General features: G+C 69.3%; 25 protein-coding genes. 15 read left to right on the top strand and 10 right to left on the bottom strand.

The genetic code is table 11. The features are described 5' to 3' along the window. Positions 1-247 precede the first annotated feature (247 nt). Complete coding sequence (locus V7053_RS03350; protein ID WP_334170852.1) at positions 248-1,537, bottom strand: uracil-xanthine permease family protein; 1,290 nt, start codon at positions 1,535-1,537, stop codon at positions 248-250. Positions 1,538-1,738: 201 nt separating this feature from the next. On the opposite strand from V7053_RS03350, the gene V7053_RS03345 reads away from it, so the two are divergent. After that, positions 1,739-2,344 carry a malonic semialdehyde reductase gene (locus V7053_RS03345; RefSeq protein ID WP_334170851.1) on the top strand — a complete coding sequence of 202 codons (606 nt, stop codon included), beginning with the start codon at positions 1,739-1,741 and terminating at the stop codon, positions 2,342-2,344. Between the two features lie 86 nt (positions 2,345-2,430). On the opposite strand, the gene V7053_RS03340 is transcribed toward V7053_RS03345, so the two are convergent. The 5 genes from V7053_RS03340 to V7053_RS03320 form a co-directional block, all read right to left on the bottom strand. Beyond that, positions 2,431-3,864 (bottom strand): MFS transporter, encoded by a 1,434-nt coding sequence (locus V7053_RS03340; protein WP_334170850.1) that lies wholly within the window; start codon positions 3,862-3,864, stop codon positions 2,431-2,433. Next, on the bottom strand, positions 3,861-4,319 hold the full coding sequence (locus V7053_RS03335; protein WP_334170849.1) for a MarR family winged helix-turn-helix transcriptional regulator: 459 nt from the start codon (positions 4,317-4,319) through the stop codon (positions 3,861-3,863). The genes V7053_RS03340 and V7053_RS03335 overlap by 4 nt, the downstream gene beginning before the upstream one ends. 118 nt (positions 4,320-4,437) lie before the next feature. Beyond that, positions 4,438-6,093, bottom strand: coding sequence for a phosphoglucomutase (alpha-D-glucose-1,6-bisphosphate-dependent) (gene pgm / locus V7053_RS03330; RefSeq protein WP_334170848.1), 1,656 nt, complete (start codon positions 6,091-6,093; stop codon positions 4,438-4,440). Positions 6,094-6,180: 87 nt separating this feature from the next. Further along, the gene (locus V7053_RS03325) at positions 6,181-6,471 is read right to left on the bottom strand and encodes a protealysin inhibitor emfourin (protein ID WP_334170847.1); all 291 of its coding nucleotides are present in this window, start codon (positions 6,469-6,471) and stop codon (positions 6,181-6,183) included. Positions 6,472-6,505: 34 nt separating this feature from the next. After that, positions 6,506-7,621, bottom strand: a complete 1,116-nt coding sequence (locus V7053_RS03320; RefSeq protein WP_334170846.1) for a M4 family metallopeptidase — start codon at positions 7,619-7,621, stop codon at positions 6,506-6,508. 153 nt (positions 7,622-7,774) lie between these two features. On the opposite strand from V7053_RS03320, the gene V7053_RS03315 reads away from it, so the two are divergent. Next, positions 7,775-8,422 carry a DUF4190 domain-containing protein gene (locus V7053_RS03315; RefSeq protein WP_334170845.1) on the top strand — a complete coding sequence of 216 codons (648 nt, stop codon included), beginning with the start codon at positions 7,775-7,777 and terminating at the stop codon, positions 8,420-8,422. 11 nt (positions 8,423-8,433) lie between these two features. Here the strand turns inward: V7053_RS03315 and V7053_RS03310 are convergent, their stop codons facing one another. Continuing rightward, positions 8,434-9,912 carry an amidase gene (locus tag V7053_RS03310; protein ID WP_334170844.1) on the bottom strand — a complete coding sequence of 493 codons (1,479 nt, stop codon included), beginning with the start codon at positions 9,910-9,912 and terminating at the stop codon, positions 8,434-8,436. Between the two features lie 89 nt (positions 9,913-10,001). Between V7053_RS03310 and V7053_RS03305 the strand changes: the two genes are divergently transcribed. Further along, positions 10,002-10,325: a rhodanese-like domain-containing protein gene (locus tag V7053_RS03305; protein ID WP_334170843.1), complete on the top strand. Its 324-nt coding sequence runs from the start codon at positions 10,002-10,004 to the stop codon at positions 10,323-10,325. Then, entirely contained in the window at positions 10,325-11,248 is a 924-nt protein-coding gene (pheA, locus tag V7053_RS03300; RefSeq protein ID WP_334170842.1) for a prephenate dehydratase, read from the top strand. Before V7053_RS03305 ends, pheA begins: the two co-directional genes overlap by 1 nt. 16 nt (positions 11,249-11,264) lie before the next feature. On the opposite strand, the gene V7053_RS03295 is transcribed toward pheA, so the two are convergent. Further along, positions 11,265-12,317 carry a diacylglycerol/lipid kinase family protein gene (locus tag V7053_RS03295; RefSeq protein WP_334170841.1) on the bottom strand — a complete coding sequence of 351 codons (1,053 nt, stop codon included), beginning with the start codon at positions 12,315-12,317 and terminating at the stop codon, positions 11,265-11,267. Between the two features lie 62 nt (positions 12,318-12,379). Here V7053_RS03295 and serS point away from each other — a divergent pair, with 62 nt between their 5' ends. The 3 genes from serS to V7053_RS03280 all read left to right on the top strand — a co-directional run bounded on the left by serS (position 12,380) and on the right by V7053_RS03280 (position 15,972). Continuing rightward, entirely contained in the window at positions 12,380-13,666 is a 1,287-nt protein-coding gene (gene serS / locus V7053_RS03290; protein ID WP_334170840.1) for a serine--tRNA ligase, read from the top strand. A 502-nt stretch (positions 13,667-14,168) separates the two neighbouring features. Beyond that, on the top strand, positions 14,169-14,906 hold the full coding sequence (locus V7053_RS03285) for a hypothetical protein (protein WP_334170839.1): 738 nt from the start codon (positions 14,169-14,171) through the stop codon (positions 14,904-14,906). Positions 14,907-15,135: 229 nt separating this feature from the next. Next, on the top strand, positions 15,136-15,972 hold the full coding sequence (locus tag V7053_RS03280) for an HAD family hydrolase (RefSeq protein WP_334170838.1): 837 nt from the start codon (positions 15,136-15,138) through the stop codon (positions 15,970-15,972). Between the two features lie 33 nt (positions 15,973-16,005). Here the strand turns inward: V7053_RS03280 and V7053_RS03275 are convergent, their stop codons facing one another. Continuing rightward, complete coding sequence (locus V7053_RS03275) at positions 16,006-16,617, bottom strand: hypothetical protein (protein ID WP_334170837.1); 612 nt, start codon at positions 16,615-16,617, stop codon at positions 16,006-16,008. A gap of 106 nt (positions 16,618-16,723) precedes the next feature. Further along, positions 16,724-17,209 (bottom strand): inorganic diphosphatase, encoded by a 486-nt coding sequence (locus V7053_RS03270; protein WP_334170836.1) that lies wholly within the window; start codon positions 17,207-17,209, stop codon positions 16,724-16,726. A 202-nt stretch (positions 17,210-17,411) separates the two neighbouring features. On the opposite strand from V7053_RS03270, the gene dacB reads away from it, so the two are divergent. The 8 genes from dacB to folB all read left to right on the top strand — a co-directional run bounded on the left by dacB (position 17,412) and on the right by folB (position 26,002). Further along, positions 17,412-18,836, top strand: coding sequence for a D-alanyl-D-alanine carboxypeptidase/D-alanyl-D-alanine endopeptidase (gene dacB, locus V7053_RS03265; RefSeq protein WP_334170835.1), 1,425 nt, complete (start codon positions 17,412-17,414; stop codon positions 18,834-18,836). Positions 18,837-18,934: 98 nt separating this feature from the next. Then, positions 18,935-20,044: a zinc-dependent metalloprotease gene (locus V7053_RS03260; protein ID WP_334170834.1), complete on the top strand. Its 1,110-nt coding sequence runs from the start codon at positions 18,935-18,937 to the stop codon at positions 20,042-20,044. Positions 20,045-20,091: 47 nt separating this feature from the next. Further along, the gene (tilS, locus tag V7053_RS03255) at positions 20,092-21,108 is read left to right on the top strand and encodes a tRNA lysidine(34) synthetase TilS (RefSeq protein ID WP_334170833.1); all 1,017 of its coding nucleotides are present in this window, start codon (positions 20,092-20,094) and stop codon (positions 21,106-21,108) included. 64 nt (positions 21,109-21,172) lie between these two features. Then, positions 21,173-21,724 carry a hypoxanthine phosphoribosyltransferase gene (gene hpt, locus V7053_RS03250; RefSeq protein WP_334170832.1) on the top strand — a complete coding sequence of 184 codons (552 nt, stop codon included), beginning with the start codon at positions 21,173-21,175 and terminating at the stop codon, positions 21,722-21,724. A gap of 209 nt (positions 21,725-21,933) precedes the next feature. Beyond that, positions 21,934-24,069, top strand: a complete 2,136-nt coding sequence (ftsH, locus tag V7053_RS03245) for an ATP-dependent zinc metalloprotease FtsH (RefSeq protein ID WP_334170831.1) — start codon at positions 21,934-21,936, stop codon at positions 24,067-24,069. Positions 24,070-24,092: 23 nt separating this feature from the next. Beyond that, positions 24,093-24,707 (top strand): GTP cyclohydrolase I FolE, encoded by a 615-nt coding sequence (folE, locus tag V7053_RS03240; RefSeq protein WP_334170830.1) that lies wholly within the window; start codon positions 24,093-24,095, stop codon positions 24,705-24,707. A gap of 7 nt (positions 24,708-24,714) precedes the next feature. Continuing rightward, positions 24,715-25,620 carry a dihydropteroate synthase gene (gene folP, locus V7053_RS03235; protein WP_334170829.1) on the top strand — a complete coding sequence of 302 codons (906 nt, stop codon included), beginning with the start codon at positions 24,715-24,717 and terminating at the stop codon, positions 25,618-25,620. Positions 25,621-25,630: 10 nt separating this feature from the next. After that, positions 25,631-26,002 (top strand): dihydroneopterin aldolase, encoded by a 372-nt coding sequence (gene folB, locus V7053_RS03230; RefSeq protein WP_334170828.1) that lies wholly within the window; start codon positions 25,631-25,633, stop codon positions 26,000-26,002.

The raw sequence follows: 26,002 nt of genomic DNA, 5'->3' as shown, positions 1-26,002 counted from the left end.
GGATCGAGGTCGCGGGCGCACTCGTCGACCTCGCGCCGAGCGCAGCGGAGGCGATAGCCGAGGGCGCCGCCTACGTCCGGCGCGCGGTGGCGGAGCTCCTGGCCGGCGTCTGAGCCGACCGCCGGAGACTGGCCGTGATGTTGCCTGAGAGCGACGGCCGCGGGCAGGTCCTCGGCGGCGCGGGACTCGCCGCGCGGGCGCGCAGCCGCCCCACCGCCGCCGAGAGCCCGGCCTCCGGCAGGTCCCGCTAGGCGCGCTCGGTCTCCGGCTCTCGCACCGTGCCGCGCCATCGGGCGAGCCCCGTCATGCCGTGGTAGATCAGCAGCGCCGCCGCCGAACCGAGCGCGATCCCCGCAAAGCTCAGCTGGCCCACGTTCCACGTGTAGTCGGCGACCCCGATGATGAGGGCGACTGCCGCCGTCGTGATGTTGATCTGGTTCGAGAAGTTGACCCTGCCCTGGACCCAGATCTTGACTCCGAGCACTCCGATCATGCCGTAGAGCATCGTTGCGGCCCCGCCGAGCACCCCCGGCGGGACGGTGGCGATGAGCTCGCCGAACTTCGGGGAGAAGCTGAGCAGGAGCGCGCACAGGCCGGCAATCCAGTAGGCCGCCGTCGAGTACACCTTCGTCGCCGCCATCACGCCGATGTTCTCCGCGTAGGTCGTGGTGCCGGAGCCTCCGCCGAGGCCCGCGAGGAGGGTCGCGACGCCGTCGGCGATGAGCGCCCGTCCGGCTACCCCGTCGAGATTCTGGCCCGTCATGGCGGAGACGCTCTTGACGTGCCCGACGTTCTCTGCGACCAGCACGAGCACCACTGGGACGAACAGGCCGAGCACGCCGAGATGGAAGGCTGGCGTCTGGAAGTGGGGGAGGCCGATCCAGGCTGCGGAGTCGACCTTGGAGAAGTTGACCTCGCCGCGCGCAATGGCCACGACGTAGCCGACGACGACGCCGATGAGGATGCTGAGCCTGCCGAGGATCCCGCGGAAGAGGACACTCGCGAGGATGATGGCGAGGAGCGTCACGAAGGCCGTGACGGGGGCCGCAACGAAGTTCTGCTTCGCGGAGGGCGCGAGGTTGAGGCCGATGAGCGCCACGATCGAGCCAGTCACGACCGGCGGCATGACGATGTTGATCCAATGCGCCCCGAACGCCTGGACCACGGCGCCGACGAGCGCGAGGACGATCCCGGCGGCGACCACCCCGCCGAGCGCGCCCGCAACGCCGAACTGCTGCTGGGAGGCGAGGATCGGTGCGATGAACGCGAAGGAGGATCCGAGGTAGCTGGGAACCCGTCCCTGCGTGATGACCAGGAACAGCAGGGTGCCGACACCCGAGAAGAAGAGCGTCGTGGCCGGGGGCATGTGCGTGAGGATCGGGACGAGGAACGTCGCCCCGAACATCGCGACCACGTGCTGGAGGCCGATGCCGATGGTGAGTGGCCACGCGAGCCGCTCCTGCGGCGCGACGACCTCGCCGGGGCGGACGGTGCGACCGTCTCCGTGAAGCTTCCATCTGGTTCCGAGCAGGCTCATGCAGGGCGCCTTCCAATGCGGGAAATGTGGGGGATGCCGGAGAAATCCTACTCGTGCGCTTGAGCCAGCCGAACGGGAGGGGCGGCCTGCGTGTGTCGAATCTCACCGCCGATGGTGGAAGCCTAGCGAACGACGGCGGGTTTCACCCCTTGAGAGGGCGGTCGCCTCGGCCGCCGTCGTCGTCGTGAAGAAGGAGAACCCATGAGCATTGCCCATCAGGAAGCCGCGCTGGACGCAGCCGCCGTCGACGCCCTGTTCGTCGAAGCCCGCACCGCGAACTCGTTCACCGGAGAGGTGACAGAGGAGCAGGCGCAGGCCATCTACGAGCTCACGAAGTTCGGCCCGACCGCCTTCAACAACCAGCCCCTTCGGGTCACGTACATCCGTTCCGCTGAGGCCCGGGAGCGGCTCGTCGCGCACATGATGCCCGGCAACCAGGAGAAGACGCGCAACGCTCCCCTCGTCGCGGTCCTCGCGTTCGACACCGAGTGGCACGAGAAGTGGGAGCAGTTCCTCCCGGCGGCGCTCCGCGTCAAGTCCATGTACGACGCCGACGAGTCCCTCCGCTATGGCACGGGCCGCGACAACGCCCACCTTCAGGCGGGCTACTTCATCCTCGCCGTGCGCGCCCTCGGCTTCGCCGCCGGCCCCATGACGGGCGCCGATTTCGACGCGATCGACGCCGAGTTCTTCCCGCAGGGCGGTCGCAAGAGCTTCCTCGTGGTCAACATCGGCCTCCCGGGCGCCGACGCCTTCGGCCCGGTGAAGGCGAAGTTCGCCTACGAGGACGTCGTCGAGACCCTCTGATGCAAGGCTGACCCCCCGCTGCCAACTGGCAACGGGGGGTCAGCTGTCCCCTGGCTTCCCAGGACGCCGGCTTCCCGGATCCTCGGTCAGCTGCCGTGGGCTCGTTCAGGGCGCCGTGGAGGAGCCACACGCGGGATGCTCCCCGTCGCGATCCGAGCGGTCGAGCCCGTGGCGGTCCGGGGTTCCTTCGCCGAGCAGGACTTGACGGCCCGTGCCCCCGTGTCCCCAGCGGCATGGAAGGAACTCCCGGTCGCTTCCTCGGCCAGCTCGTCGTCGCGCCTCGCGGCCCAGACCGCGCGCAGCTGGTCGCGGAGGGTCCCCTCACCCCACCGGGCGAGTGCTACGACGCCCAGGACTCCTGCGACAAGCGCTGCGAAGCCACCGATGAGGATCGACCAGCGTGCACCGGCCGAATTGGCGATCCAGCCGATGATCGGAGCGCCGATGGGCGTTCCGCCCTGGATGACGGCCATGTACAGCGCGAGCACGCGCCCCCGGTAGCGGGCGTCCGTGTTGAGCTGGACGATCGTGTTGCACAGGTTGAGGAACGTCATCGAGGACAGGCCCACCGGGACGAGCAGGACGGCGAACCAGAAGTAGCTCGGCATGGCGGCGGCGACAATGGTCGCGATGCCCAGGAGGATCGCGGCGGCGACGAGCAGGCTCATTCGAGGGTTCCGACGCCTCGCGGAGAGCAGCGCACCCGCGAACGTGCCGACCGCCATGACCGAGCCGAGGAGGCCGTAGGCGTCCGGACCCGTGCGGAAGACGTTCGCGGACATGAGCGCGTTCGTGACCTGGAAGTTGAGCGTGAACATCCCGACGACGCCGGCCATCGCGAGGATGAGGACCGTCCGCGGCTGCGTGCGGACGTACCGCAGGCCCTCGATGATCTGGTGCTTCCCTCGCGGGACGGGCGCGGAACGCTCGAGGAGGTCAACCCGGAGCTTGGTGAGGGAGGCGATGACGGCCGCAAACGAGACGGCGTTGAGGAAGAACACCCACCCGGTGCCGATGACCCCGATCAGGAGACCCGCGACTCCGGGTCCGGCGAGGCGGGCGAGGTTGAAGGAGGCGCTGTTGAGTGCGACCGCGTTGGGCACGTCCTGCCGTCCGACGAGCTCGGAGACGAAGGCCTGCCGTGCCGGGGCGTCGAAGGCGCTCGCGACGCCGAGGAGCAGCGCGATCGCGTAGATCTGCCACAGCTGCGCGGTGCCCGAGAGCACGAGCACCGCCTGCAGGAGCGCGAGGGCGCCCATGGCACTCTGGGTGCCGATGAGGAGCTTGCGCTTGTCGAGCCGGTCGCCGACGACGCCCGCGTACGGTCCGAGGATGAGGATCGGGAGGAACTGGAGGCCAGTCGTGACGCCGACGGCCGCGCCGTCGTGCTGGGTGAGCTGGGTGAGGACGAGCCAGTCCTGGGCCACGCGCTGCATCCACGTGCCGATGTTGGAAACGAGCGCGCCTGCGGCCCAGAGGCGGTAGTTCGGGTGGCGGAGGGCGCTGAAGGTCTTGCTCATCGGGCACACATCTCCACGAGGATCTCGGCGGCGCGGTGCATGACGGCCCTGTCTCGATCGGGTAGCCCCTCGAGCCGGCTGGCGAGCCACGCGGATCGCAGGCGCCGCGATTCCTCGAGGACAGCGACGCCCTCTGGGGTGACCGAGACGACGACCTGGCGGCCGTCGGTCGGGTTCTCGGTCCGCTCGACCAGATTCTGTGCCGAGAGGGCGTTGACGGTGCGCGTCATGCTCGGTGCTTGGACGCGTTCGGCGTCCGCGAGCTGGCGCATCGTCTGGGGCCCGCGTTTGGCGAGGAGGCCGAGCACCGTGGTCTGGCCGGGGGTGACGACGTCGCTGCCTGCCTGGGTGCGGAGCACCCGGGACGTGCGCATGATGGCCACGCGCAGTTCGACGGCTAGCTCGCCGAGGTCCGGGACGGCTTCGAGGTCTGGGGTGGCTGGTGGAGTGATCATCGATAGTTAGCATAGTTCATTACTCTTGCTAAGTATATGATCGCGATCACCCCCCAACGTTTGCGCCGTCACGTCCGCAGGGTGTGAACCCTGCGGACGTGACGGCGCAACGGGGGTGCTAGGCGATCACTGAATCGACGAGCGCCTTCGCCTCGGCCTGGACCTGCTTGAGGTGCTCCTCGCCCTTGAAGGACTCGGCGTAGATCTTGTAGACGTCTTCCGTGCCGGAGGGGCGGGCGGCGAACCACGCGTTCTGGGTCGTCACCTTGAGGCCCCCGATCTTCGCCCCGTTCCCGGGCGCCTCGGTGAGCTTCGCCGTGATGGGCTCCCCAGCGAGTTCGGTCGCCGTCACGTCGGACGCCGAGAGCTTCCCGAGCTTTGCCTTCTGCTCGCGGTTGGCGGCGGCGTCGATCCGCGCGTACGACGGCGACCCGTACTTGGCGGCAAGGTCGGCGTAGCGCTGGGACGGGCTCTGCCCCGTCACGGCCTGGATCTCCGAGGCCAGAAGGCACAGGAGGATCCCGTCCTTGTCCGTCGTCCACACCCCGCCGTCGAGCTTCACGAAGCTCGCCCCTGCGCTCTCCTCGCCGCCGAACGCGCCCTCACCGCTCAGCAGGCCGGGCACGAACCACTTGAACCCGACCGGCACCTCGACGAGCTTCCGGCCGAGGCCCTCCGCGACCCTGTCGATCATCGACGAGCTCACAAGCGTCTTGCCGACGACCGCGTCGGGGCGCCAGCCCGAACGGTTGCGGTAGAGGTAGTCGATCGCGACCGAGAGGTAGTGGTTGGGATTCATGAGACCGGCGTCGGGCGTGACGATGCCGTGCCGGTCGGCGTCCGCATCGTTGCCCGTGGCGATGTCGAACTTCGTATCGCCCGAGTTGACCTTCGAGATCAGGCCGGCCATCGCCGAGGGGGAGGAGCAGTCCATCCGGATCTTCTCGTCCCAGTCCAGCGTCATGAAGGCCCATTGGGGATCGACGGTCGGGTTCACGACCGTGAGATTGAGGTGGTGGCGCTCGCCGATCTCACCCCAGTAGTCCACGGAGGCACCGCCCATAGGATCGGCTCCGATCCGGACCCCGGCGTCGCGAATGGCGGCGATGTCGAGCACGAGCGGAAGGTCGTCGACGTAGTTGGAGAGGAAGTCGTACTGACCCGTCGTATCGGCGGAAAGCGCCTCCTGGAGCTGGACCCGCCTGACACCCTCGAGGCCCGCCTCGAGGAGCGAATTAGCCCGGTCCGCAATCCAGCTCGTCGCATCGGTGTCCGCTGGGCCGCCGTGCGGCGGGTTGTACTTGAAGCCCCCATCGGCGGGCGGGTTGTGGCTCGGTGTCACGACGATGCCGTCTGCACGCGCGGGGTCATCCTCCGCGCGGCCCGCGTTGTACTTGAGGATCGCGTGGCTCAGAGAGGGGGTGGGGGTGTAGCCGTGCCGGGCGTCGACGAGGACCGTCACGCCGTTCGCAGCGAGCACTTCGAGGGCGGTGTTCGTTGCCGGCTCGCTCAGACCGTGGGTGTCCTTCGCGAGGAACAGCGGTCCGCGAATGCCCTGCCCGGCCCGGTACTCGACGATGGCCTGGGTGATCGCGGCGATGTGCTTCTCGTTGAACGAGGCCCTGAGGCTCGAGCCTCGGTGGCCCGATGTCCCGAACGCCACCCGCTGGCCGGGGTCGCTGAGGTCCGGGGAGATGTCGTAATAGGCATCGAGAAGTGCCGTGATATCGACGAGGTCACTGGGAAGGGCAACGGTGCCTGCTCGGTTAGCCATGCCCATAGCTTGGCAGAGAACGCCGACGCTGGGTGTCGTCCGCCTGAAGATTTCAGGAAGCTCCGGCGGAAAGGACCCACGACGGCGTCATGCGCCTTCCGCCAGCACGCGTTCGGCGAGTTCCCGGAGAGGACCCGTGAGGCCTCTGTCCGGCACCTCGACGCGTTGGCGTCCTAGTCTCACCGTCCACTGGAACGCGTCGCGCGCGAGGCCCGGCCCGCCGTCGCCCGCGAGTTCCCCCGTCTGGGTGCGGGCCGCGCGGTAGAGGGCGGCCCAGTCGTTGTCGGACGGCGAGCGGTCACCCCTCATGGCGAACTCGACGGCCGCACTTCGGGTTATCCCGGCGACCCCACCGCTCCGCGACACGCTGACCCTCACAGTGGCCCATCTCCTTCCCGGACTGGCTCTTCGGCTAGGACGAGGGCGCTGGCAACCAGAAGGGGACCCCCACGGTCTCCCAGCCCTCCTGGACCGCGCGTTCCTCGGCGGAATCCCGTCCGAAGAGCCGCCCCGCCACGAGGACAGTCTCACGGGCGAAGCCGCTGAAGTCGATCTCAGGTGGCAGCTGCTGCCCCGCCACCGTCTCGTACCAGATCCGGCCCGCGCGTTCCCACGCGTTGCCGCCGAGGGCCATCGCGCTGAGGTAGAAGGCTCGGTTCGGAATGCCGCTGTTGACGTGCACTCCGCCGTTGTCCTCGCGCGTTCGCACGTAGCGGTCCATGTGCGCTGGCTGCGGGTCCTTCCCCAGCACAGGATCGTCGTAGGCGGTTCCCGGAGCTGCGAGGGAGCGGACGCCGACCCCCCGAACCCCTCGGGCGAAGATCCCCTCGCCCACGATCCAGCTGGCCTCCTCGGCACTCTCGCCGCGAGTGTGCTGTTCGACGAGTACGCCGATCACGTCGGCGAAGCTCTCGTTCAGTGCGCCGGACTGCCCCTCGTAGGCGAGCCCCGCCGTGTACTGCAAGAGGCCGTGGCCGAGTTCGTGCGCGATGATGCTCAGCGACGAAGTGAACGAGTTGAACACGCGCCCGTCTCCGTCGCCGAATACCATCCGCGTCCCGTCCCAGAACGCGTTGTCATAGCCCGCCCCGTAGTGCACGGTTCCCTCGAGGGGCAGCCCCTCGCCATCCAAGCTTGAGCGCCCGAACGTCTCCTCGAGGAAAGAGTAGGTCGCACCGAGTCCGTCGTAGGCCCGGTTGACGTCGGGGTCCTCCACCGGTCCTTGACCCTCCTTGCGCACGAGCCGTCCCGGGAGGTTCTCCTCGCCGTCCGCATCGGTGATCTCGCGGCGGAGACCCGCGCCGCCAGACTGAGGCGACCCGTCGCCGTCGTCCGTGCGCCGTCGCCGGATCCTCTCGTCGGTGCGGAGCGTGCGCTCCGCGAGCTCGGCGACGGCCCCGAAGCCTGCCCTCGCGGCGACGGCCGACGGGACGGCGTCGGCGTCGGTTTGCGAGAGGCGCTCCAAGAGGTAAGGAGGGATCGCGTGCTGCCGTGGTGGCGGGGTCGGGACAGAGGGCGCTCTCATCATGCGTTCACGCTAGGGACCGGCACCGACATTTCTGGCCGAGCCCCCGCCTGGTCCGGCTGTCGTTGCCCGGCGAGCCGCCGCGAGTAGGCTGGTGCCAGCATCGCGCCGGACTCTTCCGGACCGGCGAAAGCGCTTCGAGACAGAGGGGGAGACGTGTCCGAGACCCATCAGGGCCCCGATCAGCCTGAGCCGTCAGGGTCGCCCGCAGACGAGCGCCCGACCGAGCCCATCTCGCGCGAGCATCGCCATGCCACCCGCCCCATCCCGCCGGTTCCCCAGGCCCCCAGCGTTGCCGGAGCCTCTGCTTCTCCGTACGGCCACGGCCAGGGCCCCTACGGCCAGGGCCCGTACGGGCCTAGCCAATCCGGTCAAGGCCAGAGCCCGTACGACCAGAGCGCGTACGACCCGAGTCCGCACGACCAGAGCGCGTACGGTGCGAGCGCCTACGGCCAGAGCCCGTACGGCCAGCAGTATCCGTCGTCTTACGACTACCAGCAGCCCGGCTACCAGCAGCCCGGGTATCCGCAGCCCTACGCGTACGCCCAACCCGAGCCACGGACCCTCAGCATCGCATCGATGGTGTGCGGCATCGCGTCCCTGCTGGGCTTCGGCTTCCTGCTCTTCCCGCAGGTCGCGGCAATCGTGCTCGGCCACCTTGCGCTCGCACGTGAGCCGGCCGGGCGGGGCTTCGCGATCGCCGGGCTCGCGACGGGCTATTTCTGCCTACTGATCACGGTGGTCGTGATTGCATTCATCGTGATCGGGATCGCTTCGATCAGCCAGTACGGCTACAACTACTGACGCCTCGACCCTCAAGCCCCCGACGGGCCGCGCCCCGTGCCCGCGGGGGGCGGCTTCGGCGTCTCGAGGATCCGGGCGAGCTGAAGCAGCCGCGCCTCCGACCCGATCGGCCCGACAAGCTGGACGGCCATCGGCAGGCCCAGACCGGTCCACGCGGTGGGCACGCTCACTGCGGGAAGGCCGCAGACGTTGACCATCGACGACCACGGCGCGAACTCGCACTGCCTTGCGTAGTCGTCGTCCGCCGTCGTCTGCCATTCGGGCCCGGAGAACCAGCCGACCGGTCGCGGGGTCTGCGCCAGGGCGGGCATGAGGATGGCGTCCCACTGGGCGTACTGGGCGATGGTGTCGCGCTCGAAGCGCCGCAGGAACTGGAGCGACTCATCGAGCTTGGCCCGGCTTCGCTGTTGGGCGCGCCGCCGGAACGCACGGGTCAAGGGTGTGAGGAGCGGCTCGCGGTGAGGTGCGAGGCGCAGAGTCCCCACTCCCGCCGTCCACGCCGCCGTGAACGCGTCGGGGTAGCGGTTGTCGTAGCGGACGTCGGCCTCGCCCACCAGATGCCCCTCCGCCTCCATGCGGGTGACGGCGGCGCCGAGCGCTTCGAGCGCCTCAGGCTCGGGGTGGATGCGGTACCGCTGGTCCCAAGGGCTCGCGAGGGCGACGCCGATGCGGAGTCGCGCTGGTTGGAGCACCACCGCGTCCGCATACGACGCCGCGTGGCGCCCGTGCGCGTCCGCGTCGGCCGCCTGACCGCTGCTCTGGTTCCGCGGGCCGACGAGGGCGTCGAGCAGTAGGGCGGCATCCTCTGCGGTGCGCGCGAGCGGCCCGGCGACGACGAGCCGCGCGGCGTCGCCCGTGGCTTGGGCCTGAGGCACGAGCCCTCGGCCCGGCTTGAGGCCCACGATGCCGCAGGCGGCCGCCGGGATCCGAATCGAGCCCCCGCCGTCGCTGCCGGGTGCAAACGGGAGCAGCCCATCGGCCACCGCGGCGGCCGAACCCCCCGAGGATCCACCCGAGCTGAGGGCTGGCCCATGCGGATTGCGCGACGGCGGCGCAACCCGGTTCTCGGAGTAGGCCGTGAGCCCGAACTCGGGCACCTGGGTCTTGCCGAGGGAGATGGCCCCTGCCTTCCGCAGGGTGGCCACGATGGGGGCGTCGTGGGGTGCCGGGCGGGGCTCGACGGCGGCGCTCCCGTGCGTCGTCGGCACGCCTTTGACGTCGACGAGGTCCTTGAAGGCCGTCGGCATGCCATGGAGCAGCGGCAGGGAGTCGAGGTCCCCAGCCCTGCGGGCGGCAGCGTGCGCCTCGTCGGCAGCCCGGGCTTCGGCGATCGCGGATTCGGGGGTCACTATCACGAACGCGCCGAGGTGCGGGCCGCGGGAGGCGATCCTGTCCAGGAAGTGCTCGACGGCGTCCCTCGCCGAGAGTTCGCCGGTGCGCAGGGCGTCGCGGAGGCCGCGGGCGGAAAGCCGGCCAACGCCGTCGTCCATGCAGCCTCCCTTCCGGCATCCGCTGCGGCCTACCCACTATAGGCTGGAAAGAGAATCGCTTTTCGTTCGCCTTCACAGAAGGGACCGCCATGGCCGACTTCGAATCCGTGCGCGTCGACGCCCTGCCCGCCGGCACGCTGCTCGATGTCCGTGAGGACTATGAGTGGGAGGCTGGGCACGCTGACGGAGCCGTGCACATTCCGATGGACCAGCTGCCCGCGCGGCTCGGGGAGCTCGATCCGGATGAGGACCTCCTCGTCATCTGCCGCACGGGTGGCCGCTCGGCCCGTGTGACAAGCTGGCTCGTTGCCCAGGGGTATTCGGCGATGAATGTCGCTGGCGGCATGGACGCGTGGCTCGAGTCGGGGCGCCCGCTGGTGTCGGAGAACGGCCAGCAGCCCACCGTCCTCTAGTGCTCTACACGTTCCTCGGTCCCGCTGGGACGTTCACCGAGGCCGCGCTCCTCAAGGTTCCCGGGGCACGCGAGGCCGATCGCGTCCCCTCCGTGGGCGTCCCCGAAGCCCTTGACCTGGTGCGCTCTGGCGGGGCCGACGCGGCCATGGTGCCGATCGAGAACTCGGTCGAAGGCGGGGTCACGGCGACGCTCGACGCGATCTCGACTGGGCCCGAGCTGCGGATTGTGCGCGAGGAACTCGTGCCGATCACTTTCGTTCTCGTGGCCCGTCCCGGAACCCGGCTGGAGGACGTCCGGCGAGTCTTCACCCACGGCCACGCGTGGGCGCAGTGCCGGCGATGGGCGCGAGCGAACATTCCCGCTGCGGAATATGAGCCGGCCTCCTCGACCGCAGCGGGTGCGCTCGCCCTTCTCGACGGCTCGGGCGGCCGCGGGGACGCCGCGATCTGCGGGCCGATTGTGGCGGACGAGCACGGTGACCTCGACGTCCTCGCGGCGGGCATCGGCGACAATCCGGGTGCGGTGACCCGCTTCATCCTCGTCTCCCGGCCGGGCTCCCTCCCGCCGCGGACCGGTGCAGACAAGACGACCGTGGCCGTTCCGCTTCCGGAAGACCATCCCGGCGCTCTCATGGAGATCCTCGAGCAGTTCGCGTCGCGGGGCATCAACCTCTCCCGCATCGAGTCGCGGCCCACAGGCGAGTACCTCGGCCATTACTTCTTCAGCATCGACGCCGAGGGCCACGCGCACGACGCCCGCGTCGCCGACGCCTTGGCTGGCCTGCACCGGCTCAGCCCCCAGACTCGGTTCCTCGGCTCGTATCCCCGGGCCGACGGCGTCGAACCCACCGTCCCCGCCCATCACAGCGATGCAGCGTTCGACGACGGCGCGGCCTGGGTGAGGTCCATCCTCCGCGGGTGATCCAGCCGCGGAAGGCCTAGTGGGTGACGCGCACGAGGAGCGAGAGCGGGTGCACCTCGACCTCGATGTCGGTCGCGGGCCCTGTCGGGTCGCCGTCGGCTTGCGTCTGGAGAGGCTCCGCGCTGCGCAGACGCACCTTCTGGGCACCGTAGAACGACATGACCGGAAGCGGCCGGTTGTGCTGGAAGGTGATCTTGATGTACATGGCGATCCAGCCGATGAGGCTCCGGGGGCTCATGACGACGATGTCGAGGACCCCGTCGTCGATATAGGCCTCAGGGATGAAGTCGACACCGCCAGGGAGCTTGCTGCAGTTCGCAAAGAGGACGCTGCGGATCCGGCGCGTCTGGAAATCGCCGTCGTTGAGCGAGATGTCCACGCGTTTGCGCCTCCGGCCCGGCATGTGCCGGATTCCGGCTTCCGTGTACGCGATCCAGCCGACGGCGCGTTTGAGGTCCTCGTTGGTGTCGCCCAGGATCTCCGCGTCCATGCCCATGCCGGCGATCACGAGGAACGTGTGGGTGGACTTCCTTCCCGTGGTCCGGTCCTCGAGCGACATCGTGGCGGTGTCGATCCGTCGCTGCTTGCCGAAGAGGGCAGTGTGGACGCACTGCGAGATGCGCGTGATGTCCAAGTCGATGTTCCTCGCCAGGAGGTTCCCCGTGCCGAGCGGTACGAGGCCGAGGGCAACATCGGTGCCCGCAAGGGCTTCGGCGACGACCCGGACCGTCCCGTCGCCCCCGCAGGGGATGACGACGTCGGCGCCCGCCTCGAGCGCGCGCTGGGTCATGGAGTGGCCGGGATCCTCGGCCGTCGTCTCGAAGACGAGGGGCTTGGGCCAGCCGGCGCCGCGGCAGGCTGCCTCGATGAGCATCTCGGCCTCGGCCGCGCGGGCCTTCGTCGGGTTGAGGATGACTGCGACCTGTTGGCGGCCGGGCGGGGGTGTCTGGGCGGGCTCTCCCACGGCGCTCCGGCTGTGCTGCTCACGGAGCCTGCGCACGCCCCACCAACTGGTGACCGCGACGGCCCCAGCCGTCGTTACGGCTCCCGCGATGACCCAATTGCGCATGGTTTCCTCACTCTATCCCGAGGCGTCGGGACGGACGGGCGCCTCCCGTTAGGCTAGGGGGCGTGATCGACGTTCGAGAGCTCAGCGAGAACCCCGAGAAGTTCCGGGCCAGCCAGCGCGCACGCGGCGCGGACGAGTCCCTTGTGGACCGGCTCCTCGCTGCTGATTCCCGCCGGCGGGCGGCCCTGACCCAGTACGAGACGCTGCGTGCTGAGCAGAACGCTTTCGGCAAGAAGGTCGCAGCGGCGAAGGGCGAGGAGAAGCAAGCCCTGCTCGCCGAGGTCAAGGCGCTCGCGGCGAAGGTCAAGTCAGCCTCCGCCGACGCCGACGCGGCCCAGGCTGAGCAGGACGAGCTGATCAGGGTGTTCCCCAACCTCGTCATCGACGGCGTGCCGGCGGGCGGCGAGGACGACTACGTCGTCGTCAGGACCGTGGGGACTCCCCGTGACTTCGCGGCCGAGGGCTTCGAGCCGCGCGACCATCTCGAGATCGGAGAGCTGCTCGACGCGATCGACATGGAGCGCGGCGCCAAGGTCTCCGGGGCGCGTTTCTACTTCCTCAAGGGCGTAGGCGCCCGGCTGGAGATCGCGCTGCTCCAGATGGCGCTCAACCAGGCGATCGCGGCCGGCTTCACGCCCATGATCACGCCGACGCTCGTCCGTCCCGAAACGATGCAGGGCACGGGATTCGACGTCAAGCACGACGCCGAGATCTACCGGCTCGCTGAAGACGACCTTTACCTCGTGGGCACCTCCGAGGTCTCCCTCGCCGGGTATCACGGGGACGAGATCCTCGACCTCTCGAGCGGCCCGCTCCGCTACGCCGGCTGGTCATCGTGCTATCGGCGGGAGGCGGGTTCGCACGGCAAGGACACGCGCGGCATCATTCGCGTGCACCAGTTCAACAAGGTCGAGATGTTCTCCTATGTCCCGCTCGAGGAAGCGGAGGCAGAGCACGCCCGTCTGCTCGCGTGGGAGGAGGAGATGCTCGCGAAGGTCGAGCTTCCCTACCGGGTCATCGACACCGCGGCCGGCGACCTCGGCATGAGCGCGGCACGCAAGTTCGACTGCGAGGCCTGGGTTCCCACACAAGGCCGCTACCGCGAGCTGACGTCGACGTCGAACTGCACGGGATTCCAAGCCCGTCGCCTCAATATCCGCGAGCGGATGTTCGACGGCGACGGCGCCCCCAAGGGAACGCGCAGCGTCGCGACGCTCAACGGGACCCTCGCGACGACCCGCTGGCTCGTGGCCATCCTCGAGCACCACCAGAACCCGGACGGCTCTGTCACCGTCCCGGCCGCGCTCCGTCCCTACCTCGGCGGCCTCGAGGTCCTGCCGGTCCGCTGACCCCGCAGCCCTGGCTCGGGCTAAGGCCTTGGCTCCCGGCTCCCTGGCACTGCCCGATTGCCCCGGCTTTCGGACTTAACCCCACGCTTCTACTTGGGGCGATGTCCGAAGGCCGGGGCGAATCTGTTGGTTGTCCACATACGGAGAATCCCGATGGCGCGGTTCCAGTCCGACGCAGTTGGCTGGTTCCATGCAGTTTCCCACTGTCCGCTTCCACAGCTCGGCCGCCGAGGCCCGAACAGGCCGTGATCCTCGATCGATGAGTCGGGGGTATGCCTCGGGACATCTAGTCCGATTGCGGCGAGGGGTCTACCTCCCCACCGATGAGTGGCTGAGGGGCACCGCCTGGAACCGTTATGCGCTGACCACTGCCGCGCTCGCCGTATCCGGTCCGGCACCGACCCTGTGCCGCGAAACCGCGCTGATGGCATGGGGGCTCGAGCTGCGTCAAGTTCCCTCCCACGTCCGCTATCGCACACGTCGACGCTCAGCGGTAGGTTCGGTGCCTGTCTCTCGTCTCTATGGCAACCCGGCAGCCGTTCTCGCGGAACACCCTGACATTGGGTCCGCAGCAGGCAGACTCCCCGCCGGCTTCCCCGATGCGCGCCATCTCGATGTGCACCGTCTCGGAGAAGGGACCGGTACCGCGACGTTGCGCGTCCCCAATCTCGGCCTGATCCTGCCAGTCGAGCCGTTCGATCTTGCACTTGCGGACACCCTGCACCGGCTCCCCTTCGTCGATGCGGTGGTGATCGTTGACGCCGTTCTGGCGGGCCGCGGGCTCCGCTCGGTCGTGCGCTCGCGCGAGGGGTTGGTGGGGTTGGTCTCCCGCCTGCCGTCCGAGGCGGCACGACGGCGCATGAGTGCCGTGGTCCGGTTTGGCGACGAGCAGGCCGAATCGGTCGGGGAGTCTTATAGCCGGGCTCTCATGCGTGAACTCGGCTTCGAGATTCCCAGTCTCCAAGTGTGGATCCATCGCGACGGTCGCCGTATCGCGCGAGTCGACTTCTACTGGCCGAAGCTCCGGCTGGTGGGGGAATTCGATGGCCTCATGAAGTACACCAGGGCCGAAGATCTCAGCGGCCGCACTCCAGTCGAGGTGCTGACGGCGGAGAAACGCCGAGAGGACGAGATCAGGGCGGCGGGTGAGCGAGTTGTCCGGTGGGGCTGGGACGACCTGCTTCATCCGGAGCGGTTCGCCGCGATCCTGCATCGAGCCGGGGTTCCGCGAGCCAGCTAGAGCCCTACCTCGGGATTCGGACCAGGCCACCCGTTCAAGCGCGGGGTGAAGTCCGAAGCCCGGGGCATAACGGAGTGACGGATCGAGAAGCCGTGGCGCTCAGATGAAGACCCGTGGCGCTCAGATGAATACCCACACTGTGGGCATCCCTGTGAGTATTCACCGCTCGTTCACGCTCTGTGTGCAGCCCGCTCGGGGCGTTGTCGGCGTCTAGTGGTTCACTAGATCCATGACTACAACGATCAGGGCTGGCATCGATGACCAGCCGATTTCAGTACTTCCCAAGCTCGTCGCGCTCGATGTGGACGGAACCCTCGTGGATCATGACGGCCACATGAGCCCCGCGGTGCGTGCCGCGGGACGCGAGCTCGTCGCAGCCGGCCACGAGGTGGTCGTGGCCACGGGACGCTCCCTGGGCGCAACCCTGCCGATCGTCGAGCTGCTGGGCATCGAGCGCGGATACGCCGTCTCCTCGAACGGCGGCGTCGTGACGCGGATCGAAGCCGGGTCGAATGGGGGCTATACCGTCATCGACCGGCGCGTCTTCGACCCTTCGACCGCGCTCCTCGCGTTGCGCCATCGTCTTCCCGGAGCCAAGTACGCCATCGAGGACGATCAGGGGAACTTCTACTCGACCGAACGGTTCCAGGACCCGAGCTTCGGCGTCGAGGCCAGAGGCGTCTCCTTCGAGGAGCTCCTCGAACTCGCGGCCGTCCGCCTCGTGGTGTTCTCCACCGACGCGACTGCTGAGGAATTCGGCGATGCGGTCGAGGCGATCGGCCTCCACGGGGTCACGTATTCGGTCGGCTGGACGCCTTGGCTCGACATCGCCGCCCAAGGGGTCACGAAGGCGAGCGGCCTGGAGCTCATCCGGCGCCGGGTGGGGATCGACGCGGAGGACACGGTGGCGGTAGGCGACGGGCGCAACGACATCGAGATGCTCCAATGGGCGGGTCGCGGTGTCGCGATGGGCCAGGCTCCCCACGAGGTCAAGGCTGCGGCCAACGAGGTCACGTCCGCTGTCGAGGCAGACGGGCTGGTCTCTGTGCTGCGCTCGCTCATGTGAGCACACTCAGCTCGCACAGCCCCCCGCGAGCCGTCAGCGCGGCTCGAGCATGAGCCGCAGAAGGTGGGCGACGGCAGGCCGCGCGTCGAACTCCTCGTTCCAATGGGCTCGCGCGATCGCCTTCGAGACAGCCTGCGCCGTGATGCCGAGCGCCTCCGCGACCGCCTTCTGCTGGCCCCGCACCCCGGGCGTCAGTAGCTCGAGGACCCGCCATTCCGCCGTCGTACGCCGCGCGACGGTGAGCGCGAGCAGCCGGAGGACGGCGCCCGCCTCCGCGGCGAGTGCGCGGTCCGGGCCGTCGACGGCGACCGCGCCTTCGTCCTTGATGTGCTGGGCGCGTTCGACGGCGCGGCGGGAGTAGACGAGCCCGAGGCCCGTGACGTCCTGCATCGCCGTCGGCAGGGGTTCGCCGAGGGGGCCGACGCCGATGCCGACGTTCCAGCGAACCCCGCCGCACGCGTCGGCGCGCATTGCGGAAAGCGCGGCGTCGACCGCAGGCTCGGGGGTGGAGAAGACGCCCTGGACTTCGTCGCCGACCGTCCGGGCAAGGGGGACGTCGGGCGTGAGCCGGGCCAGTGCGCGCAGGAGCTGGGGCACACGGTCGCCCGGTGCGCGGTCGCGCTGATTGATCGTGACCGTGTACATGGCCACGAGCCTAGCGGCGGAGGGGGCTGGGCCGGGGAATTCGCGTCTCAACACGAAGGACGGGACCCCACCCGAGAGTGGGGTCCCGTCCTGGGGCTGAGGGCTCCTAGTGCCCTTCGCCGAACCGCTTGATCGACGCTTCGAGCTCGGCCTCGGCCGCCGCACGGTCGGCCCAGCCAGCAGGCTTGACCCACTTGCCCGGCTCGAGGTCCTTGTAGCGGCTGAAGAAGTGCTCGATCTCCTTCACAAGCCACTCATCGAGGTCGGAGGCCTCCTGGATGTGGTCGAACCGCTTGTCCGCGGGGACGCACACGAGCTTGGCGTCCCCGCCCGACTCGTCCTCCATGTTGAAGATCGCAATGGGGCGCGCCTCGAGCAGGATCCCTGGGAAGAGGTCGACGTCGGGGTAGAAGACGAGGGCGTCGAGCGGATCGCCGTCCTCCCCGAGCGTGTTCTCGAAGTAGCCGTAGTGGGTCGGGTACTGCATCGAGGTGAAGAGGACGCGGTCCAGGCGGACGCGTCCGGTCTCGTGGTCCACCTCGTACTTGACGCGGGACCCGCGCGGGATCTCGATGGTGACGTCGTGCTTCATGGTGCTCCTTGAGGTCGTGCCCGTGGCGGCAGTCAGTGTCTTGGGCGGCAACTAGTATTGAGGATATCTGCACTGGGGGCGCGCCCTTCCACCCGCTGACAACCCGGCGCCAGGAACCCGCAACCGAGAACCCATCCGCGCGAGTGCCACTGCGCAGGGAACCGCGCAGACCGCCGTACAGCCCGACCCCAGGACCAAAAGCATGATTCCGCCGCCCGACCGCGCTCATCGAGCCGTGACCTGGGGCCTCGTCTCCTTCCTCGTCGTTGTCGTCGCGGCGCTCGTCGGGGCAGTCGTCGGACCGGTCTTCCCCGCCCCGCTCCTCGCCCACCCGTCGCCCTCGGCCAGCACGCCACCGTGGTTGGCGCCGCCGTCGTCGAACGCGCCCCTCGCGGGGGCGACGCCGCTCGCGAGCACGGCCCCGGAGCCGGCCCCCGCCTCGGTCGCGAAGCAGCTCGACGGTCTGCTCGTCTCGGACGGCGGAAGCTTCGGCGGGGAGGTGGTCGACGGGATGACCGGGCAGGTGCTGTACAGCCGGGCGGGTGACCAGCCGGTGGCCCCGGCGTCGAACCTCAAGCTCCTGACGGCCGCGGCAGTGCTCACAACCCTCGGACCGGACGCGGTCCTGCACACGCGCGTCGTTCGGGGGAGCGCCCCGGGAAGCGTCGTGCTCGTGGCCGGCGGTGACGTCTTCCTCGGCGCGGGCGACTCGCAGCCCGGGCAGGTCGTGGGCCACGCGGGCCTCGCGACGCTCGCGCGTGAGACCGCCGCCGCGCTCGGACCCGTCCACGGGCAGGTATCGGTCCAGCTCGACACGTCGCTCTTCACAGGCGCCCCCCTCAATCCCGCGTGGGCGACCGAGGACGTTCAGGCCGGCGAGATCGCACCCATCGCCCCCATTGCGCTCAACATCGCCCGCACCGACCCGAACAACGAGTTCTCCCGTCCGGCTGACCCCGCGATGGCAGCGGGGAATGCCTTCCGCGACGCGCTCGCCGCCGCGCTCGGACCGGGTGTGAGCGTGACCGACGGCGTGAACGTCGCCTCGGCGGCGCAGGGGGCGCCGCAGCTCGCGAGCGTCGCCTCGGCCCCCATCGCGGACCAGCTCGCCTACACGCTCCAGCAGTCAGACAACTACGCGGCCGAGACCCTCGCCCGTCTCGCCGCCGCCGCGAGCGGCAGGGAGGCGAGCATCCAAGGCGCCCGGTCCCTCTTGGAGGCCACCGCGCAGCGGATTCTGGGAACGACGGCGGGGCTGCAGCTGGACGACGCGTCCGGTCTCGCCATCTCGGACCGGATCTCGCCCGCCGACCTCGCCGCGCTCATGCGCGGCATGACGACGGGCAACGACGCGCGCCTCCGGAGCGTTCTCGGCGGTCTCCCCGTCGCGGGGCTCACGGGCACCCTCGCCAAGCGATACCCATACGACTCGCCTGGTGCTGGTTTCGTCCGGGCCAAGACGGGCACGCTCAACACCGTCATCGGCCTCACCGGGTATGTGGTCGACGCCGACGGAAGGCTGCTCGTCTTCTCGTTCGTCGGGAACGGGCTCACGCCCGGCAGCCCGACGAATGTGGCGGCCGTCGACGCCGCGGCCTCGGCCCTCGCTGGCTGCGGGTGCCGCTAGACACCGCGCCGGGCAGCGAACACAGCCCTCAGCGAACGTGGCCGCGCGCCAGCCCCATGCCCGTGTGCTGTGTCGCCCCCGTGTGGTCTGATGGGGGTATGGATGTCCATGAGACGGCCCCGCAGCTCATCAACTGGGACCTCGCGGCCGCCACGGCAGCGCGTCTGAGCCCTCCCGGCCCGCAGCTCGAGCCGTGGGAGGCAGCCGACGCCGTCGCAAGCCTCCGCCGGCTCGCGGACGCCGCTGTGCCCCACGTGCACCGCATCACCGGGCTCGCAGCGGCCGAGGACCTGCGCGACTCCCAGGTCCTCGTCGTCGACCGCGGATCGTGGGCTAAGGCGAACACCCAGGGCTTCCAGGTCATGCTCGGGCCCGTCCTCACGCATCTCGTGGAGAAGAAGGCGAGTGAGATCACGCCGTCTGCAGCGCGCATGGGCGGCGCGATCACGGGCGCGCAGCTCGGCGCCGTTCTGGCGTTCCTCTCGAACAAGGTCCTCGGCCAATACGAGCCGTACGCGGCGCTTGCGCCCGGCTCCACGGTCCCGGAGGCTGGCCGCCTGCTCCTCGTCGCCCCGAACATCGTGCAGATCGAGCGCGAGCTCAACGTCGACCCCGAGGACTTCCGGCTCTGGGTGTGTCTCCACGAACAGACCCACCGCGTCCAGTTCGCTTCGGCCCCGTGGCTCCGGAGCCACATCCTCGAGCAGGTCGCCCAGCTCTCCGACAGCCTGATCGGCAACATGGATTCGCTCATGGAGCGTGCCACGGCGGCGGCGAAGTCGCTCCGCGACCGGCCGTGGGCGGGCGCCGGCCAGCCGGTTCCGAGCCGCGGCGCGATCCTCGACCTCCTGCAGGACCCCTCGGAGAAGGCCGCGATCTCGCACCTGACGGCGATCATGAGCCTCCTCGAGGGGCATGCGAGCGTTGTCATGGACGCCGTCGACGCCGCCGTCGTCCCGAGCGTGCGGACCATCCGCCAGCGGTACAACGCGCGCAGCGAGAACCGTGGAGTCCTTGAATCGTTTGTCCGGCGGCTGCTCGGTCTCGACGCCAAAATGCGGCAGTACACGGACGGCGCGAAGTTCGTGACCGCCGTCGTCGACCGGATTGGCATGGAGGGCTTCAACCGCATCTGGGAACAGCCCGAGAACCTGCCCACCGAGGAGGAGATCCACGCCCCTGAGGCGTGGGTCTCGAGGATGGGGTGAGCTCCCGGGACTCCGCCTCGCCCTCGCGGCGCCGGCTGAATCCCGCCGTGGGACGTGCCCGGAATGCCGTCAAGGCCGCCTTGGAAGAGGCTGACTGGCCGTCTCGCGTGCTCGTCGGCTGCTCGGGCGGCGCGGACTCGCTCGCGCTCGCGGCCGCGGTCGCCTATTTCGCCCGTCGCCGCGACGTTGCCGGGCACGCGCTCGAGGCGGGCGCCGTCGTCGTCGACCATGGGCTCCAAGAGGCTACGGCGCAGGTCGCGCGGACGACGGCGGAGGTGCTCCGGGAGCTGGGACTCTCGCCCGTGCGGGTGGTCGCCGTGGAGGTGCGCCGCTCCGGGGAGGGGCCGGAGGCGGAGGCCCGCACCGCGCGGCTTGCGGCGCTCGAGGCCGCGGCGCGCGAGTGGGGCGCGCAGAGCGTCCTGCTCGGGCACACGCTTGACGACCAAGCCGAACAGGTCCTGCTCGGGCTGGCCCGCGGATCCGGCACGCGCTCGCTCGGGGGGATGCGCCGCGTCCGGGGACTGTACGTGAGGCCGTTCCTGGGGCTGCGTCGCGCAGACACCCTGGAGGTGTGTGCCGCCGAGGGCCTTGAGCCGTGGTTCGACCCGACGAACGAGGACCCGCGGTACATGCGGTCGCGGGTACGTATGGGCATCATGCCCTTCCTTGAAGCGGAGCTCGGGCCCGGCGTCGCGGAGGGCCTCGCACGGACGGCCGCGATCCTCGGGCGCGACGCGGACTGCCTCGATGCCGAAGCCGCCCGTGTCTACGCCTCGCTCGTCGAGCGGACCGACCCCGGCACGCTGCTCCTGCCCGGCTGGGAACTTCGCGACCTCCCGGGCGCAATCCGCGCTCGCGTCCTCTCCCTCGCCGTCGTCGAGCTGGGAGGGCAGCCGACGTTCGAGCGGCTCGCCGCCGTCGAACACCTCCTGGACCGCCGCGGATCCGCGGGCCCGATCGAGGTGCCGGGGCACGTGAGCGTCCGCCGCCAGCCGCGGAGGAAGGATGCGGCGCCTGGAACCGAGTATGGGAAGCTAGTCTTTGTATCGCATCCCCGACGCTGAGCTTGCGGCCTAGCCCTTCTGGCACTGGCCGAGCCGCAGCCGAGACCGAGTCCCAGGAGCCCACGTGGATTCTCAAGACGTCCAGGCAGACCTCAAGCACGTCCTCTACGGCCGGGAGCAGATCCAGCAGCGGATCTCCGAGCTTGCCGCCCAGATCGACGAGGACTACGCAGGCCGTGACCTGCTGATCGTGGGAGTGCTGAAGGGCGCCGTGATGGTCATGGCGGACCTCGCCCGAGCTCTCCACAGCCACGTCACGATGGACTGGATGGCCGTCTCGTCCTACGGCTCGGGGACGCAGTCCTCCGGCGTGGTCCGTATTCTCAAGGACCTCGACACCGACCTCATGGGCAAGCACGTGCTGATCGTCGAGGACATCATCGATTCGGGCCTCACGCTCTCGTGGCTCAAGACAAACCTCGAATCCAGAGGGACCGCGTCCGTCGAGATCTGCACTGCGTTCCGGAAGCCAGCCGCGGCGAAGGTCAAGATCGACGTCAGGTACGTGGGCTTCGACATCCCCAACGAGTTCGTCGTCGGCTACGGCCTCGACTACGCCGAAAAGTATCGCAACCTCGACTTCGTCGGCACCCTCGCGCCGCACGTCTACGAGTAGCGCGGCAAGAGCTCTGGCCCGCGCCCTCTCGAGGAATTCGTCGTCGGCGCTCCGTGGGGGGAACTTTTGTCCGCCACTGTGCGTGAAGGTCTCCGAACGGTATAGCTTGTTGCGGTACTGCTCGACAGCAGAAGGCAGCAGGGTCAGGGGACCCCAGCAGTTACTGGCGCCGCGGCACAACAGAAGGGACGGGGCTCGGCCCCGAGTTCATGAACGTCAAAAGCTTTGTCAAGGGTCCGGGGATCTGGATCCTCGTCGTGATCGCCCTCCTCCTCATTGCCTTCGGAACCCTGGCTCCGGGCGGGAGCGCGACGGTCGACACGAATGTGGGCATGCAGCTCATCAAGGACGGCAAAGTCCAGTCCGCCAAGATCAACAACGGCGAAGAGCGCGTTGACCTGACGCTGAAGAACGACTACGTCGATCCCAGCGGGTCGGACAAGGGCAAGTCCGTCCAGTTCTACTACGTCGATCCGCGCGGCAACGAGGTCGTCCAGGCGATCGACAACGCGAACCTCCCGGGCGGCTACAACGACGTCCCGACGGGCAACAACTGGTTCGGCTCGATCCTCTCGCTCATCATCCCCGTCCTCCTGCTCGGCGCGCTGTTCTGGTTCCTGCTCTCCCGTATGCAGGGCGGCGGCTCGCAGGTCATGAAGTTCGGCAAGTCCCGGGCGAAGATGATCACGAAGGACATGCCGCAGGTCACCTTCGCCGACGTCGCCGGCGCGGACGAGGCCGTCGAGGAGCTCCAGGAGATCAAGGAGTTCCTCCAAGAGCCGGGCAAGTTCCAGGCCGTGGGGGCGAAGATCCCGAAGGGCGTCCTCCTGTACGGCCCTCCCGGTACCGGCAAGACCCTCCTCGCCCGGGCAGTCGCGGGCGAGGCCGGCGTCCCCTTCTTCTCGATCTCCGGTTCGGACTTCGTCGAGATGTTCGTCGGCGTCGGTGCCTCCCGCGTCCGGGACCTGTTCGAGCAGGCCAAGTCGAACTCCCCGTCGATCGTGTTCGTCGACGAGATCGACGCCGTGGGCCGGCACCGTGGCGCGGGCATCGGCGGCGGCAACGACGAGCGCGAGCAGACGCTGAACCAGCTCCTCGTCGAGATGGACGGATTCGACCCGAAGACCAACGTCATCCTGATCGCTGCGACCAACCGCCCCGACGTCCTCGACCCCGCCCTCCTTCGCCCCGGCCGCTTCGACCGCCAGGTGCCCGTCGAGGCCCCTGACCTCGTTGGCCGCGAGCAGATCCTCGCGGTGCACGCGAAGGGCAAGCCGATGGCGGGCAACGTCGACCTCAAGGCCGTCGCGAAGAAGACGCCCGGCTACACGGGCGCCGACCTCGCGAACGTCCTCAACGAGGCGGCCCTGCTCACGGCGCGCTCGAACGCGCAGCTCATCGACGACCGCGCTCTCGACGAGGCCATCGACCGCGTCATGGCCGGCCCGCAGAAGCGCAGCCGCGTCATGAAGGACCTCGAACGCAAGATCACTGCCTACCACGAGGGCGGCCACGCGCTCGTCGCCGCAGCGCTGCGGAACTCGGCGCCCGTCACGAAGATCACGATCCTCCCGCGCGGCCGCGCCCTCGGCTACACGATGGTGGTCCCCGAAGACGACAAGTACTCGGTGACGCGCAACGAGCTGCTCGACCAGCTCGCGTACGCCATGGGCGGACGCGTCGCGGAGGAGATCGTCTTCCACGATCCGTCCACGGGTGCCTCGAACGACATCGAGAAGGCCACTTCCACGGCCCGCAAGATGGTCACCCAGTTCGGCATGAGCGAGCGCGTCGGCGCCGTGAAGCTCGGCCAGGGCGGCGGCGAGCCGTTCCTCGGCCGCGACGCGGCCCATGAGCGCAACTACTCGGACCAGGTCGCCTACGTGGTGGACGAAGAGGTGCGGCGCCTCATGGACCAGGCCCACGACGAGGCCTACGCGATCCTCACGGAGAACCGCGACATCCTCGACCGGCTGGCCGGTGAACTGCTCGAGCACGAGACGCTCAACCAGCGCGAAATCGCCGAGATCTTCCGTGACGTTCGCAAGCGTGACTTCCGCGAGGTGTGGCTGTCCAAGGCATCGCGTCCCGTCCAGCACATTCCCCCGGTCGAGACCGACAACGAGCGCCGGCAGCGGGAGGAGCTGGAGGCCAAGGCCCAGCACGACCACGAGGCGACCGACGCCGAGATCAAGGCGCAGGAGGAAGCGAACGACGCGCGGCGCAACCAGCCGCTCGACGCGCAGCACCCGCACGTCCACACCGGGGGCGAGCAGGAGTTCTCCTCGGACAACGGTCAGCCCCCGCACGACGGTCAGCCCCGAGGCCCGCGACACGGGGCGTGAGCCGCCCCCGATAGGATCATTCCGTGACCCACATTGACGACGACGACGTTGCCGCCGCCGCCGACTTCGACTCGCGCATGGACCTGCCGCGGATCGAGGCCGCTGTCCGCGAGATCCTGCTGGCGGTGGGGGAGGACCCCGACCGGCACGGGCTGCGGGATACCCCGAAGCGGGTTGCCAGGGCGTTCGCCGAGACGTTCGCGGGGCTTCACCAGACGCCGGAGGACGTCCTGGGAGTGACCTTCGACCTCGACCACGAGGAGCTCGTGCTCGTGAAGGACATCCCGTTCTACTCGACCTGCGAGCACCATCTCGTCCCCTTCCACGGCGTGGCACACGTCGGGTACATCCCGTCGCACGATGGCCGCGTCACGGGGTTGAGCAAGCTCGCGCGCCTCGTGGACGTCTACGCCCGCCGGCCTCAGGTCCAGGAACGCCTCACGACGGACGTCGCGGAGGCGCTCGTGAAGCACCTCAAGCCGCGCGGCGTGATCGTCGTCGTCGAATGCGAGCACATGTGCATGTCGATGCGCGGGGTCCGCAAGCCCGGCGCGAAGACGGTGACGAGCGCCGTCCGCGGGCAGCTGCACGACCCCGCAACCCGCGCCGAAGCCATGAGCCTCATCCTCGGAAGGTAACACGACTATGGACACCCTCGCCGCCGCGCCCGGGACCGGGCCCAACACGACTCCGTTGCCCGTCCTGCGCAAGCCCCGCCCCAGGGCCACCTTCGAGTCGCTCCCGACGGACCGCACCGTGGTGATGGGGATCCTCAACGTCACGCCCGACTCCTTCAGCGACGGCGGCCAGCACGAATCGGTGGATTCCGCCGTCGCCGCGGGCCTCCGCATGTTCTACGCGGGAGCCGACATCATCGACGTGGGCGGCGAGTCGACCCGACCTGGTGCGGACGAGGTGCCCGAGGGCGAGGAACAGCGCCGGGTCCTCCCGGTCGTCGAAGCGCTCGTCAAGGCTGGCGCCCTCGTTTCCGTGGACACCCGTCGCGCCACGACTGCCGCGAAGGCGCTCGACGCCGGAGCCCTCATCATCAACGACGTGTCCGGTCTCGAGGTCAGCCAGGACATGGTCGACCTCGTCGCGGATCGCGGTGCCTACTACGTGCTCATGCACAACCGCGGCAATTCGCGCGTCATGACCACGCTCACGGATTACGGCAACGTGCTCGAGGACGTCCTCGCGGAGACCGTCTCCGTGCGCGACCGCCTGCGTGCGGCAGGCGTCGCGGACGAGAAGATCATCGTCGATCCCGGGCTCGGATTCGCGAAGAACGGCGAGCAGAACTGGGAACTGGTGGCCGGCATCGAACGCTTCGTGCAGCTGGGCCACCGGGTCCTCGTCGCGGCGTCGCGCAAGCGCTTCCTGGGCGAGCTGCTGACGACCGCGGGGAAAGCCGCAGAGCCGGAGCAGCGGGACGCGGCGACTGCCGCGATCACCACGCTCGCCGCGGCGAAGGGCGCGTGGGGTGTGCGCGTGCACGACGTCGCCCCCAACCTCGACGCGGTCAAGGTCGTCGCCCGGGCCCGGACCTGAGGCGGGCTGCGTGGGCACCCGAGCCGATCTCATCACGCTTCGCGGCGTCTCCGCCGTCGGCCACCACGGCGTCCTGGACTTCGAACGCCGCGACGGGCAGCCCTTCGTGGTCGATGCCGTGCTGCACTGCGATTTCGCCGCCGCGGCGGCAGGGGACGATCTGACCAAGACGGCGAGCTACGCCGAGGTCGCCGAGCGGATCACCCAGATCGTCTCCGGCGAACCGGTGAACCTCATCGAAACGCTGGCGGTCCGGATCGCTGACGCGATCCTCCGGGATTTCGCCGCGATTGCTGCCGCCCAGGTGACGGTTCACAAGCCGCAGGCGCCAATCGCGGTTCCGTTCGACGACGTCGCCGTCACGGTCTTCCGGGAGCGCTGA

It is taken from the genome of Sinomonas sp., from assembly GCF_036848755.1.
Lineage (GTDB): Bacteria > Actinomycetota > Actinomycetes > Actinomycetales > Micrococcaceae > Sinomonas.
This window is presented reverse-complemented; position numbering and strand designations above follow the sequence as displayed.

Excerpts from the sequence above, each read along its gene's own strand:
- V7053_RS03340 (WP_334170850.1), bottom strand. The coding sequence starts at position 3,864 with ATGAGCAAGACCTTCAGCGCCCTCCGCCACCCGAACTACCGCCTCTGG.
- V7053_RS03310 (WP_334170844.1), bottom strand. The coding sequence starts at position 9,912 with ATGGACGACGGCGTTGGCCGGCTTTCCGCCCGCGGCCTCCGCGACGCC.
- V7053_RS03280 (WP_334170838.1), top strand. The coding sequence starts at position 15,136 with ATGACTACAACGATCAGGGCTGGCATCGATGACCAGCCGATTTCAGTA.
- V7053_RS03350 (WP_334170852.1), bottom strand. The coding sequence starts at position 1,537 with ATGAGCCTGCTCGGAACCAGATGGAAGCTTCACGGAGACGGTCGCACC.
- V7053_RS03270 (WP_334170836.1), bottom strand. The coding sequence starts at position 17,209 with ATGAAGCACGACGTCACCATCGAGATCCCGCGCGGGTCCCGCGTCAAG.
- V7053_RS03320 (WP_334170846.1), bottom strand. The coding sequence starts at position 7,621 with ATGATGAGAGCGCCCTCTGTCCCGACCCCGCCACCACGGCAGCACGCG.
- V7053_RS03305 (WP_334170843.1), top strand. The coding sequence starts at position 10,002 with ATGGCCGACTTCGAATCCGTGCGCGTCGACGCCCTGCCCGCCGGCACG.
- folP (WP_334170829.1), top strand. The coding sequence starts at position 24,715 with ATGGACACCCTCGCCGCCGCGCCCGGGACCGGGCCCAACACGACTCCG.
- dacB (WP_334170835.1), top strand. The coding sequence starts at position 17,412 with ATGATTCCGCCGCCCGACCGCGCTCATCGAGCCGTGACCTGGGGCCTC.
- ftsH (WP_334170831.1), top strand. The coding sequence starts at position 21,934 with ATGAACGTCAAAAGCTTTGTCAAGGGTCCGGGGATCTGGATCCTCGTC.
- V7053_RS03295 (WP_334170841.1), bottom strand. The coding sequence starts at position 12,317 with ATGCGCAATTGGGTCATCGCGGGAGCCGTAACGACGGCTGGGGCCGTC.
- V7053_RS03345 (WP_334170851.1), top strand. The coding sequence starts at position 1,739 with ATGAGCATTGCCCATCAGGAAGCCGCGCTGGACGCAGCCGCCGTCGAC.
- V7053_RS03335 (WP_334170849.1), bottom strand. The coding sequence starts at position 4,319 with ATGATCACTCCACCAGCCACCCCAGACCTCGAAGCCGTCCCGGACCTC.
- pgm (WP_334170848.1), bottom strand. The coding sequence starts at position 6,093 with ATGGCTAACCGAGCAGGCACCGTTGCCCTTCCCAGTGACCTCGTCGAT.
- V7053_RS03275 (WP_334170837.1), bottom strand. The coding sequence starts at position 16,617 with ATGTACACGGTCACGATCAATCAGCGCGACCGCGCACCGGGCGACCGT.
- V7053_RS03260 (WP_334170834.1), top strand. The coding sequence starts at position 18,935 with ATGGATGTCCATGAGACGGCCCCGCAGCTCATCAACTGGGACCTCGCG.